The sequence below is a fragment of the Mucilaginibacter sp. P4_D1 genome (assembly GCF_056401935.1).
Map to the genome: position 1 here is coordinate 24,225 of NZ_JBFUIJ010000053.1, position 11,891 is coordinate 36,115.

The 11,891-nt window shown below is 43.8% G+C and carries 13 protein-coding genes; 8 read left to right on the forward strand and 5 right to left on the reverse strand.

Going from position 1 to position 11,891, the window contains the following annotated elements:
• Positions 1 to 63 precede the first annotated feature (63 nt).
• From AC1DV1_RS27530 to AC1DV1_RS27540, 3 genes are all read right to left on the reverse strand, one after another.
• A complete protein-coding gene (locus AC1DV1_RS27530) occupies positions 64 to 879 on the reverse strand; it encodes a TPM domain-containing protein (protein WP_477366615.1) in 816 nt (271 codons plus the stop codon).
• Positions 880 to 888: 9 nt separating this feature from the next.
• Entirely contained in the window at positions 889 to 1,323 is a 435-nt protein-coding gene (locus AC1DV1_RS27535) for a TPM domain-containing protein (RefSeq protein WP_477366618.1), read from the reverse strand.
• A 122-nt stretch (positions 1,324 to 1,445) separates the two neighbouring features.
• The gene (locus AC1DV1_RS27540; protein WP_477366621.1) at positions 1,446 to 2,024 is read right to left on the reverse strand and encodes a LemA family protein; all 579 of its coding nucleotides are present in this window, start codon (positions 2,022 to 2,024) and stop codon (positions 1,446 to 1,448) included.
• A 187-nt stretch (positions 2,025 to 2,211) separates the two neighbouring features.
• Here AC1DV1_RS27540 and AC1DV1_RS27545 point away from each other — a divergent pair, with 187 nt between their 5' ends.
• Together AC1DV1_RS27545 and AC1DV1_RS27550 are read left to right on the forward strand one after the other, a co-directional pair.
• A complete protein-coding gene (locus AC1DV1_RS27545; protein ID WP_477366624.1) occupies positions 2,212 to 4,503 on the forward strand; it encodes a GH92 family glycosyl hydrolase in 2,292 nt (763 codons plus the stop codon).
• A 152-nt stretch (positions 4,504 to 4,655) separates the two neighbouring features.
• Positions 4,656 to 5,057 (forward strand): hypothetical protein, encoded by a 402-nt coding sequence (locus tag AC1DV1_RS27550; RefSeq protein ID WP_477366627.1) that lies wholly within the window; start codon positions 4,656 to 4,658, stop codon positions 5,055 to 5,057.
• 76 nt (positions 5,058 to 5,133) lie between these two features.
• On the opposite strand, the gene AC1DV1_RS27555 is transcribed toward AC1DV1_RS27550, so the two are convergent.
• The gene (locus AC1DV1_RS27555; RefSeq protein ID WP_147055065.1) at positions 5,134 to 5,700 is read right to left on the reverse strand and encodes an RNA polymerase sigma factor; all 567 of its coding nucleotides are present in this window, start codon (positions 5,698 to 5,700) and stop codon (positions 5,134 to 5,136) included.
• A gap of 328 nt (positions 5,701 to 6,028) precedes the next feature.
• On the opposite strand from AC1DV1_RS27555, the gene AC1DV1_RS27560 reads away from it, so the two are divergent.
• The 6 genes from AC1DV1_RS27560 (at position 6,029) to AC1DV1_RS27585 (ending at position 9,913) form a co-directional block, all read left to right on the forward strand.
• Entirely contained in the window at positions 6,029 to 7,579 is a 1,551-nt protein-coding gene (locus AC1DV1_RS27560; RefSeq protein WP_477366630.1) for an NAD(P)/FAD-dependent oxidoreductase, read from the forward strand.
• Complete coding sequence (locus AC1DV1_RS27565; protein ID WP_477366634.1) at positions 7,576 to 8,061, forward strand: DinB family protein; 486 nt, start codon at positions 7,576 to 7,578, stop codon at positions 8,059 to 8,061. The genes AC1DV1_RS27560 and AC1DV1_RS27565 overlap by 4 nt, the downstream gene beginning before the upstream one ends.
• Positions 8,054 to 8,419 carry a CoA-binding protein gene (locus AC1DV1_RS27570; protein ID WP_477366637.1) on the forward strand — a complete coding sequence of 122 codons (366 nt, stop codon included), beginning with the start codon at positions 8,054 to 8,056 and terminating at the stop codon, positions 8,417 to 8,419. The genes AC1DV1_RS27565 and AC1DV1_RS27570 overlap by 8 nt, the downstream gene beginning before the upstream one ends.
• 1 nt (position 8,420) lies before the next feature.
• Complete coding sequence (locus AC1DV1_RS27575; protein WP_477366640.1) at positions 8,421 to 8,945, forward strand: hypothetical protein; 525 nt, start codon at positions 8,421 to 8,423, stop codon at positions 8,943 to 8,945.
• Positions 8,946 to 8,952: 7 nt separating this feature from the next.
• Positions 8,953 to 9,189, forward strand: a complete 237-nt coding sequence (locus AC1DV1_RS27580; RefSeq protein ID WP_477366643.1) for a hypothetical protein — start codon at positions 8,953 to 8,955, stop codon at positions 9,187 to 9,189.
• 280 nt (positions 9,190 to 9,469) lie between these two features.
• Positions 9,470 to 9,913 carry a hypothetical protein gene (locus tag AC1DV1_RS27585; RefSeq protein WP_477366646.1) on the forward strand — a complete coding sequence of 148 codons (444 nt, stop codon included), beginning with the start codon at positions 9,470 to 9,472 and terminating at the stop codon, positions 9,911 to 9,913.
• 37 nt (positions 9,914 to 9,950) lie between these two features.
• Here the strand turns inward: AC1DV1_RS27585 and AC1DV1_RS27590 are convergent, their stop codons facing one another.
• On the reverse strand, positions 9,951 to 11,330 hold the full coding sequence (locus tag AC1DV1_RS27590; RefSeq protein WP_477366649.1) for a methyltransferase RsmF C-terminal domain-like protein: 1,380 nt from the start codon (positions 11,328 to 11,330) through the stop codon (positions 9,951 to 9,953).
• Between the last annotated feature and the right edge of the window lie 561 nt (positions 11,331 to 11,891).

Genomic DNA, 11,891 nt, shown 5'->3' on the forward strand with positions numbered 1-11,891 from the left:
GCAGCTAATTTACTAATTAGCGTGCAGCTCAAATCACTAATTCACTAACTCAATAATTAAAACCTACCAGCTGCCGCTTGATCCGCCTCCGCCGCCACTGCCGCCGCCGAAACCGCCAAAGCCACCACCACCACCGCCGCCTCCGCTTCCTCCGCTTCCTCCGGAGAAACCGCCCCAGTCAGACCCACTGCTGCGGCCGCTGCCGCCAAGCATGCTGCCGGCTAAAAACCACCAGAAGGGGCTTGCGCCACCCCTGCGGCCGATAATTTGCCGGCCGCCACCACCGCCACGGTTACGAAATATGATAATTAATATAACAACTACTATCACAATCAGAATGATGATACCCGCGCCATCTCCGCCGCTGCTTTGGTCGTTTTCCTGTGGTTCGGCTTTAAATTCGCCTTTGGTGGCTTTTATAATATCGGTGGTTGCAGCATCCAGTCCGCCATAATAGTCGCCCGCTTTAAAGCGGGGTTTCATGTCGTCCTGTATAATGCGCTGGGTGAGCACATCGGGCAATGGTCCTTCGGCGCCATAGCCTGTTTGGATAGCCATTTTACGGTCGTTTATAGCAACAATTACCAGTATGCCATTGTTCTTTTCTTTTTGGCCAATACCCCACTTGCGCAGCAGTTGCTGGCCATAATCGTTAATATCATAACTGCCGGTTGATTTCATGATCACCACAGCTACCTGGGTTGATGTAGAATCGTTAAAAGCAACCAGTTTACTTTCCAGCTTTTGCTTATCATCGGCCGATAGAGTATTGGTATAATCGGTAACCAGCGTGGCCGACCGTTCCGGAAAATCCTGTGCAAACGCCATCGCGGAGCAAAGCAGCAGGCTAAAAAATATAGTGAGTTTTTTAAACATCATGTTTATAGGTTATTCGCCATCTATAAAGGCGATATCATCGGGTAGTTCGTTAACATCGCCGGCATGGTGGGGGAAGTATTTTTGCAGTTGTTCGCCCGCAATTTGCAGGCCGGTTACAATACCTTCAACAATATCGCCGTATTTAAAATGCTGCAGCATATCCTCTTTGGTTGTATCCCAAAAATCGGCAGGCACAACCTGGTTAATCCCGGCGTCGCCAATAATGGCAAACTTCCGGTCAACAGTGGCTACATATATCAACACCCCATGCCTGAGGGCTGTTTTGTGCATATTAAGCTGAAAAAAATATTTTGCTGCCCGGTCAAGCACATCCTCGCTACATTTCTTTTCTATACAAACCCGTATCTCGCCACTGCTGCGGTTCTCGGCCTGCTCAATAGCTTTACGGATGCGTTGCTGTTCTTCTTCGTTAAATACCGCCATGGGTTTAATTATTGAATTAATGAATTATCGATTTATTGAATTCTTTTTTGTTGGAAAAATGAATTGTTGATTTGAAATTTTGAAGATCAAATCAATAATTCAGTCATTCAATAATTCACTAATTAAAATTCCACCTTCGGTGCTTTCTCGCTTCCGGGTTCGGCGGTGAAATATCCTTTTTCGGAGAAGCCAAACATTTTTGCAGTGATATTAGCCGGGAACGAGCGGATTTTGGAATTATATTCCATTACAGCGTCGTTAAAATCCTTACGGGATACGTTGATCCTGTTTTCGGTTCCTTCCAACTGAACAGATAGGTCGCGAAAGTTTTCGTTCGCCTTTAAATCCGGGTACTTTTCTGTTACAACCAGTAACCTGCCAATGGCCGAGCTTAATTCGCCCTGCGATGACTGGAACGCTTTGATAGATTCGGGTGTAAGTTTTGTAGGATCAACCTGCACCGATGTTGCTTTTGCGCGGGCTTCTATTACGGCGGTTAATGTGCTTTTTTCAAAGTTAGCGGCGCCTTTAACGGTATTTACAAGATTGGGTATCAGATCGCTGCGGCGCTGGTAATCGCTTTGTACGGCACCCCATTTAGCTTTAACGGTTTCGTCGAGCTTAACCATACTGTTATAGCTACATGAGCTTAAGTTCATGGCCGCTACTGCAATTAATATTACTGAAAGTAACTTTTTCATAGGTTGAAGTTGTTTTACAGGTATGTTTTTGATTTAGATTACAAAACGCATACCGTTGTTACAATTGGTATGGTTTAGTGACATTATGTCAAGGTACAGTTTTTATTACCGTAAGCGAAACATTTAACTGTTATAGCCTATATTTGAAGCTTAATATACTATTTACCTGTTGACACTGACCCACAAAATGAAGAAAACACTCTGCCTTTTTTTTACATGTATTTCGCTTGGTGCAGCCGCACAAACCAACGTTGCCGAAAAATTAGTACAGTACGTAAACCCTATTATAGGCACCCAGCGTATGGGGCACGTATACCCGGGCGCTACAGTTCCCTTTGGAATGGTACAACTGAGCCCGGAGACTGATACCCCAAGCTACGAACTGAACGGCAAATACAACCCCGATGTATATAAATACTGCGCCGGTTACCAATACGATGATAAAACCATAGTTGGCTTTAGCCATACCCACTTTAGCGGTACCGGCCACTCAGACCTGGGCGACTTTTTAATAATGCCTACAGTTGGGGCGTTAAAACTTAACCCCGGCACCGCCGATAAACCGGGCAGCGGTTATCGTTCGGCATTTTCGCACCAGAACGAAGTGAGCCAGGCTAACTACTACAAAGTAAAACTGGACGAAAGCAATATTTTGGCCGAGATGACCACCAGCGCGCGTGTTGGTTTTCACCAGTACACATTCCCTAAGTCCGATCAATCGCATATTATATTAGATCTGATGGCCGGTATTTACAACTACCCGGATAAAAACGTATGGACTTATTTAAGGGTTGTTAATGATAGCACCGTTGTTGGTTTCCGCCAAACCAACGGCTGGGCACGCACCCGCTCGTTATATTTTGCCATGAGTTTTTCAAAAGCATTTTTTCAGCATGGCTACAAAAAGTACGATCAGCGCGAAGTGTATGGCGGCTTTTGGGGCAAATTTAACAGGGTGAAAAACTTCCCGGAAATTGCCGGCAAGCAAATAAGGGCTTACTTTGATTTTAAAACCGAAGAGGGCGAAAAAATAAAAATCAAGTTTGCCTTATCACCAGTGAGTATGGCTGGTGCGCTGAACAATATGCAAACCGAAATACCTGGCTGGGACTTTGAAAAAGTAAAAGCCGACGGCCAGCAATTATGGGAAACCGAACTGCATAAGATAGAGATAGCAGGTAACAAAGAGATAAAAGAGAACTTTTATACCGCCATGTACCATGCCATGATTAACCCTACGGTATATATGGATGCCGATGGACAATATAAAGGCCTTGATCAAAATGTACACAAGGCGGAAGGGTTTACCAATTATACCACTTTTTCGCTTTGGGATACCTACCGGGCACTGCATCCGCTGTTCAATATTATTGAACCCAAAAGGAATGCGGATATGGTACAAAGCATGCTGGCCCATTTTGATCAAAGTCCGGAACATATGCTGCCCATCTGGTCAAACTCAGGTAACGAGAATTGGTGTATGAGCGGGTACCACAGTGTAGCTGTACTGGCCGACGCCGTTGTAAAGGGAAATGTGAACTTTGATGCCAACAAAGCGCTGGATGCCTGCGTAGCCACTGCAAAGCATCGCGATTATGAAGGTATAGGCGACTACATGGATAAAGGTTACATCCCCGATGAAAAAAGCGGCGTATCCGTATCATCAACCCTGGAGTATGCTTTTGACGACTGGGCCATTGCCCAAATGGCTAAAAAACTGAACCGGATGGATGTTTATAACGAATTTATCAAACGATCAGAAAATTACAAAAATGTATATGATAAGGCCGCAGGCTTTATGCGCCCAAGGTTGGCCGATGGCAGCTTCCGCCAAAAGTTTGACCCACTAAGCACCATTAACGAGGGATTTATTGAAGGCAACAGCTGGAACTATACCCTGTTTGCGCCACAGGATCCTAAAAACCTGATTGCGGTGATGGGCGGTAACAAACGTTTTGTAGGTTACCTGGATTCGCTGTTTACCATGAACCTGCCCGATAAATACTTTGCCGAAACGGAAGATATAACCCGCGATGGCATCATTGGTAACTATGTACATGGCAACGAACCATCGCACCACGTAGCTTATTTATATAATTGGACAGATAAACCCTGGAAAACACAGGAACGCATCCGGATGATATTGCCGCGTATGTACAAACCAACCCCGGATGGTTTGGGCGGTAACGATGATACCGGACAAATGAGCGCATGGTATATTTTCAGCACGCTGGGCTTTTACCCGGTAGCGCCAGGATCTGATCAGTATTCCATAGGCAGCCCGGCCGTGGATGGTGGTGTTATCAACCTGGATAATGGTAAAAAATTCACCATCAACGTAAAAAACCAGGGTGCCAAAAACGTGTATGTACAAAAGATAACGCTTAATGGTAAACCCCTGGATGGTTTATTCATTAGCCATGCCGATATCATGAATGGCGGCGAGATCACTTACTATATGAGCAGCAAACATAAATAGATGATAGATTAATTTGAAAATTTGAGTATTTGAAGATTTGAAAATGAAAACACAGATGTGCAGATTCTAAATTTCAGATGTGCAGATGAAGCGAATTTGAAAATTTGAGTATTTGACGATTTGAAAATGATACTTTTTAACGGTTTCGGCGTATGAATTGGAGAGTAACTTTAGGTGTTTTATGCATGCTGATACTCTTTGGTTCATGCGCTGAATCTTTTAAGCAGATTCCGCCGGATAAGTTTAATGATACGATAGCGAAACGAAAGGATATTAAAACATCCGACGAACTGATTAAAGCTTATTACCAGTACCGGCAGTATTACAGTGAAACCGATGCGAGGCCTCGATTGAATATCACTTCAAGAAAACTGGATTCGGGCGACTATGAAATAACCGCTATAGACACCATTACCAATGACGATGCCCTGGCAGCCGAGAAGATTGTGATGATAGCCACCCGGAAAGCCGAAACCTGGAAAGCTTTAGATATTAAATACAACTGGAAAGCCCGCGAAGGTTATGGTAACTCAGAATGGGGTACAGGGAATTAAATTTTACTTTGCCTGATTAGCCACCCTGCTAATCAGAACCCTCTCCTTTGGAGAGGGCAGGGTGAGGCGGTAGGCTTTACGCGTAGCAATGCTCCTCGCGGGTAGTTAGTTTACTAATCATTTCTTTTAAGGCAGTGCGCGCACGGTGTAAAGTTGTACGCGACAGCAATTCACTCATCCCTAACGATGTGCCAATTTCCTGGTGCGAGTATCCTTCAATGGCGTACATATTAAATACCGAGCGATAAGTTTTAGGGAGTTTTTGAATCAGTTTCATCAAATCTTTTGCTTCAAGTTCATTATCGTTATATGCTTTGCTGATAGGCATATCACTATCGGCAGCAAAATCCTCAACCAATACAACCGGGCGTAACTTGCGGTAGCGCGAAATAGCCGCGTGCACCATAATACGGCGCACCCAACCTTCCAGGCTGCCATCGCCACGGTAGTTTTGCATGTTCCTGAATATTTTTATAAAACCTTCTTGCAGTATATCCTGAGCTTCGTCTTTATCGGTAGCATAGCGCATACAAACAGCCAGCATCCGCGATGCAAATAGTTTGTAAAATTGTTCCTGGCTTTTACGTTCGTTGCGTAAGCATCCTTCCCAAATTGTCTGTAAACGTTCGTCGGCAGTAGTCATTGTATTGTGTATTTATTTGTGAAGCCTATGCCAATCCAAGTGCCATTTTGCAATTAATTGATTTTTAGATATTTATAAATTTAAGCTATTTTAAAACTGTTCGTTAGCGGACGGTTGATACGCACAGGCGAACACAAAGCCGCCTAACCCCCTGAAGGGGGAACGATGGTTTAATATGTTTTTAAATTATTCTACCGCTTATAAGAAATCTTCCCTTCAGGGGGGAGATTATTCGCGTTTTATTGTTTTAAGGCACTCATGAAAGCTTTGCTATTTAGCGGGGGCTTCTTACCTTTGCCCTAATCCGGGATAAAAACCCGGCGACTATATGACAAAGGAAATTGAAATAGTATGCCCTCCCGGGCAGCATGAAGATGAGGCAGTAATTAAACGCCTTGCGGCAGCCGTTTTAAATATACAGCCGCAGAAATTATCGGCCGTAAAAGTGTTAAAACGATCTATAGATGCCCGTGGTCGTAAAGTTGTTTACCGCATGATGGTGCAGGTGTTTATTGATGAGCCCTACAATCCCGAAATTTTTACTGTAAATTATCCCGATGTGCAGTTTGGCCGTCCCGTTATAATAGTAGGTGCAGGCCCGGCAGGTATTTTTGCTGCATTGCAATGCATTGAGCTGGGATTAAAACCCGTGATACTGGAGCGGGGCAAAGACGTTAAACAACGCAGGCGCGATTTGGCTAATATTAACAAGCAGGGCCTGGTTAACCCCGAATCAAATTATTGCTTTGGCGAGGGTGGGGCCGGTACCTACTCTGATGGTAAGTTGTACACCCGATCTACCAAGCGCGGCGATGTAAACCAGGTGCTTAAAATGTTTGTTGCCCATGGGGCAGATGAAGATATATTAATAGATGCCCGCCCGCATATTGGTACCAACAAGCTCCCCCAGATAATTACCGCCATGCGCGAAACGATATTGAATGCAGGCGGCGAGTTTTTGTTTGATACTAAAGTGACAGCCTTACTGGTTGAGTTTGGCAAAATAAAAGGCGTAAAACTGGCCAGCGGCGAAAAAATGACCGCCGATGCCGTAATCCTGGCAACGGGCCACTCGGCAAGGGATGTGTTTGAAATGCTGCATCATCAAAATGTACTGATAGAGGCAAAGCCGTTTGCTTTGGGTGTACGCATAGAGCATCCGCAGGAAATAATTGACCGCGCCCAGTACCATTGCGAAAACCGTGGTCCGGATTTGCCGCCATCCTATTATAATTTGGTTGAGCAGGTGGACGATAGAGGCGTATTCTCCTTCTGCATGTGCCCAGGCGGTATTATTGCTCCCTGTGCAACCGCCGAAAATGAAATTGTGGTAAACGGCTGGAGCCCGTCAAAACGGAATAACCCATTTGCCAATTCAGGCACGGTAGTACAAATTAATATGGAAGATGTGGCCGGCGATGACGGCGATCCATTCAAGATGCTCAACTTTCAACACGAGGTGGAGCGCGCTGCTTTTAAAGCCGGCGGCGGCAGCCTGGTTGCACCGGGGCAGCGTATGGTTGATTTTGTAGAGGGGCGTTTGTCAAATGACCTGCCCGTAAACTCCTACCTGCCGGGCACAAAGAGTACCGAACTGAAGGAGGTGTTACCCGATTGGATTCATAAACGTTTACAGAAGGCATTGCCTGCTTTCGGCCGGAAGATGAAGGGCTATTATACCAACGAGGCAATTTTGGTAGGGGTAGAGTCGCGCACATCATCGCCGGTAAAAATTCCCAGGGATAAAGAAACTTTGCAGCACCCCCAAGTTAAAGGATTATTTCCATGTGGCGAAGGCGCCGGTTATGCCGGTGGCATTATTTCTGCTGCTATTGATGGTGTTAACTGCGCGCTGGCCGCTTTAAAAATATTAGCATGACAATTTCTGAAAAACTGAGTACCGAATTGCAGAAGATACTATCGGGCGATGCCTGGTACGGTTCGCCTGTTTATGATATAGTAGAAAGTATCAGCTTTGAGGCTGCCTATGAAAAGCCGCCCGGGCCTGTCCATAGCATAGCCGAAATTGTTTTACACATGATAGCCTGGACAGAAGAGGTGATGGACAGGATGAATGGCCTTACCGCCGGCATCCCCACCAGTGGCGACTGGCCCGACACCGGCGCACCCGACGAACAAAAATGGCAAAACTATGTTGATGATTTAAAGCTGGTGAACGTAAATTTGATTGGCGTTATCCAGAACTTCCCGCAGGAACAATGGGATGAGCCAATAAAAGACGAACGGAACCGCGAGATGGGAACAGGTGTGAGCTATGAAGAACTGATTAACGGACTTATCCAGCATCATATTTACCACTCCGGCCAAATTGCGTTATTAAACAGGATAATCAATGGCTGATAAAAAGACACTTATATTAGGAGCAACGCCCGATACCGGCCGGTACGCAAATCTCGCAGCCAACAGGTTGGTTGGTCATGGGCATAGCATAGTTAATGTAGGCATAAAAACAGGCGAGGTTGCAGGTGTGCCTATCGAGAAGCCCGAAGCTATTCATAACGATATAGATACAATTACTCTGTATATTGGCCCGCAAAACCAGCCACCACTGTACGATTATATTTTGAATACACACCCCAAACGTATTATATTTAATCCCGGTACCGAAAATTCTGAACTCAGGCGCATGGCCAACGAAAAAGGAATTGAAACGGAGTATGCATGTACTCTGGTGTTATTATCCATAGGGCAATATTAAGATGCAAAAATCAGAACGCGGCGCGCAAATAAGGTCGGCCATTCTTTCCGGCTTTTCTTTCGCAGTATTTATGGGCTTGTTTTGGGCATACCAGGATGGTTACAAAATGGCGCTTATAAGTGGGCCGATTGCCGGTAGTGTTTTTGGCTTGACCATGTATCTTTTCGCCAGGTCAAAATGGATTAAACAACAAACTGAAGTTAAAGTGAGTGATGATAATGCCATTTTGATGAGCGGTGCTGCCAATCATTTTTTAAACAGGGAAGCTGTGGGCGGTAAATTGTATTTGTTTGGCGATAAGCTGTTGTTTAAATCCCACAGTTTAAACATTCAAAATCATGAACTCGAAATATCAATTGGTGATATTGCCGGAGTAGATTTTTATAATACCCTGGGACTGATACCCAATGGCTTGGTTGTTTTTAAACACGATGGCACCCAGGAAAAATTTGTGGTTAACAACAGAAGTACCTGGAAGCATGAAATACTAAATGTAACGGATGCGAGCGTAGTTAAAGTTATTTGATTTACCAATGAGCAAAGACGAGCTTATTATACTCGGGTATAAAATCAGCAATGGCCAAGGCAGCGAACATGAGCTGAACGATTGGTATGATTTGTTCAATAAAAATGTACCCTACCCTGCAGGAGCAAACCTGTTTTTCTATCCGGAAAACTACGATGCACGACGCGACAATATTGCGGGCTACAATCCCTCAGTTGAAGATGTTGTTGAGAAATGTTTAAGTTATAAGCCGATAGCGCTTTAACTCCAATTGTGTAGATGGCTGGCGCGAGCCGCTATTTATTAGAGCTAACTTCCGCTTACTTTTTTCAGACTTTTATTATTGTTTCTTTGCGTTTTTTTCTTTATATTGAGTTGTGAAGTATTGTGCCTTATCTCTGATTATGTTCGTTGCGATGATAGTCTCGTGCGGTAATCCCAAACACTCATCTACCGTTAAAACTCCGAAAAGTGTGTCCTCCGTATCTGCATTGAAACGCAAAAGAGACAACATTGAAGCATATTCACTTCAACACAAAAATAATATGCTGGTGTTTGCCAAAGTGCCAGGCAAAGATGTGCTGCTGAAAATTGAAAATGAAAAATGGCCGGACGAGGTTGAGTATTCATATGATGTTTTAAAAGATGATAATGGAAAAATTATCATGATAAATGCTTCGCCCGTTAGCGAAAGTGGCGATTGGGATGTATCGCATACCCATTATTTTTACAGCGATGGAAATACTTTTCTTTTTGAGCGAAATGCAAATGCTTTTAACGGTTGCATTACCAACGATTCTGTAGTTTATGAAACCATAAAAAAGTACTTCGCCCCTTCGTTCAAATTGCTAAAACAGCAGGATATTGTAGTTGACAAAAATGGCAAGGCGCTGGATAAAAGCAAGTGCGCTGTAGATGTTGCTATAGAAGATGCAAAGGTTTATCCAAATGTAAATGCTTGTTTAAAAGCATACCATATAAAATTGTAAGCGACCCGAACACCTGCCCAATCAAAAAGCTCCCCCTTCAGGGGATTGGGGGGCTCGAAAATATCCTGATCTCTTTAGGATAATAATTATTGATCCTATTGGGCAATAGCTTAGCCCATCCTAAGGCTTGTCCCTCGTAGTTCATCAGGCTCCAGCCCTTTTTGGTAGGGTTTAGGTCGATGTTGTCTCGGCGCAAATATTGAATAGCCTGGTCGTAGGTAAGTTCCGTTTGTAAAACCGCGTCTTTATTAATAATAGTACTTAAAGCCAGCTCATGGTCGGGTATTAAATCTTTCCCCATTAACTTACCAACCCTCACACCCGATTTTTTGAGGTAAAGGTGACGCTGTAAAATATTCAAACTTTCTTTATGCGCGCGGTTAATCGCCAGCCAATCTTCGTTCACTTTAAAATAATAGTAGTCGTCCGGTTTGTTAACGTATGCTTTCACCTGGTCAATTTCTTTACTGCTTATTTTTTGAAGCATGTTGTTTTTAAAGGTGCCCAGTTCGCCGGTGTTGGTTTTCTTTTTAAGGCACGATGCAAATAGCCCCTCACCCTTAACCTTGCCCGGATAAAAGCGATATCCCCAGGCCTTTTTATCGGGTGATTGCGTTTCTACAATACCCCACTCCTTATATATAGGTATACGGATGCTTTCTAAATCAAATTCAAGGCAAAGCCAATCCAGTATATCTTCGTTTTCCTGGTGCGAGTAGGAGCAGGTACTATATATAAGGTATCCGTCTTCCTTTAGCGCCGGGAGTATATCGGCCAGGATCCGTTCCTGTCGCTGGTGGCACAATTGCACATTGGCTTCCGACCACTCGTTCATAGCCTGCGGATCTTTACGAAACATGCCCGAGCCCGAACATGGTGCATCAACCAGTATAATATCAAAAAAGCTTTTTAGCCGGCCAATGTCTTTCGGATCGTTATTGCTCACTATTACGTTTGCCTGGCCCCAACGGCTAAGGTTATCTGTTAATACGGGTACGCGTGTTTTAATAATTTCGTTGGCAACCAACAAATCGTCGGCATTAATGGCCGAGTTAAGGAGTGTGCTTTTGCCACCCGGAGCAGCGCAAAGGTCAAGTACTTTTATGGTGTCATCTATATTAGGGCGGATGTGTTTTAATATATGGTCAACAAACATCGACGATGCCTCCTGTACATAATAGCACCCGGCATGAAAAAGCGGGTCGAAAGTGAAGGATGGGCGGGTGTTTAAATAAAATCCATCGCTGCACCAGGCCACCTGTTCATCTGTTTTTAATGATAGATGTTTGAAAGGATTAAGCCTTATAGAGGTAGGCGCATCAGTAATTTGATGTGCCTTGATAAAATTTTCTTCGTCAAATCCATTTTCTGCGCTTAAGGTTTGCAGGAAATTATCGGGGAACTGTTGCTCATTCATATACTTTGTAAATATACAAATTCGGTATATGCTATTGTTTATAAGATATTGGGGCGCTGCCGGGGTGAATTTAACGTTAGTTTACAGCTACTTGTAGAATTGTTTTAATTATTTGAAAATTTCTCTTGGTTGGTAAGGGGTTTTCTGTGTACATTTGTGGCCGCTCAGTAAAAAGGGTGTTGTTTTTTGAAAAGTTAGCGAATAAAAAAAGATTAAAAAAGTGGATTTTTCACTTGGTAAATCAGATTGAAATTCGCATCTTTGCACCCCCGCCACAGAGGGAGAAAAGAGAGAGGGGTAGGCGAACAAAACGGAGGAGATTCTTTAGAGATCGAGAGATAAAAAAAAGAAAAAATAAGTTTTGGAAAAGTAAAAAGGTTTACTACCTTTGCAGACCCAAACGGAGGGTTGCTTTGAGGAGCAAAAGAAGTTAAAAAGCCGGAGCGATTCCGGTAATAAAAATGAAAAGTTAAGAAGGTAAAACTTCGACAACATATAGCGGATTCGGATGATGAAGCGAGAAAGTTCTTTTAAGAAATAGAAAATCATGTAGAGTAACAC

Bases quoted from the DNA above. Each gene is read 5' to 3' on its own strand.
- AC1DV1_RS27530 (WP_477366615.1), bottom strand. From the start codon at position 879: ATGATGTTTAAAAAACTCACTATATTTTTTAGCCTGCTGCTTTGCTCC.
- AC1DV1_RS27535 (WP_477366618.1), bottom strand. From the start codon at position 1,323: ATGGCGGTATTTAACGAAGAAGAACAGCAACGCATCCGTAAAGCTATT.
- AC1DV1_RS27540 (WP_477366621.1), bottom strand. From the start codon at position 2,024: ATGAAAAAGTTACTTTCAGTAATATTAATTGCAGTAGCGGCCATGAAC.
- AC1DV1_RS27545 (WP_477366624.1), top strand. From the start codon at position 2,212: ATGAAGAAAACACTCTGCCTTTTTTTTACATGTATTTCGCTTGGTGCA.
- AC1DV1_RS27550 (WP_477366627.1), top strand. From the start codon at position 4,656: ATGAATTGGAGAGTAACTTTAGGTGTTTTATGCATGCTGATACTCTTT.
- AC1DV1_RS27555 (WP_147055065.1), bottom strand. From the start codon at position 5,700: ATGACTACTGCCGACGAACGTTTACAGACAATTTGGGAAGGATGCTTA.
- AC1DV1_RS27560 (WP_477366630.1), top strand. From the start codon at position 6,029: ATGACAAAGGAAATTGAAATAGTATGCCCTCCCGGGCAGCATGAAGAT.
- AC1DV1_RS27565 (WP_477366634.1), top strand. From the start codon at position 7,576: ATGACAATTTCTGAAAAACTGAGTACCGAATTGCAGAAGATACTATCG.
- AC1DV1_RS27570 (WP_477366637.1), top strand. From the start codon at position 8,054: ATGGCTGATAAAAAGACACTTATATTAGGAGCAACGCCCGATACCGGC.
- AC1DV1_RS27575 (WP_477366640.1), top strand. From the start codon at position 8,421: ATGCAAAAATCAGAACGCGGCGCGCAAATAAGGTCGGCCATTCTTTCC.
- AC1DV1_RS27580 (WP_477366643.1), top strand. From the start codon at position 8,953: ATGAGCAAAGACGAGCTTATTATACTCGGGTATAAAATCAGCAATGGC.
- AC1DV1_RS27585 (WP_477366646.1), top strand. From the start codon at position 9,470: ATGCTGGTGTTTGCCAAAGTGCCAGGCAAAGATGTGCTGCTGAAAATT.
- AC1DV1_RS27590 (WP_477366649.1), bottom strand. From the start codon at position 11,330: ATGAATGAGCAACAGTTCCCCGATAATTTCCTGCAAACCTTAAGCGCA.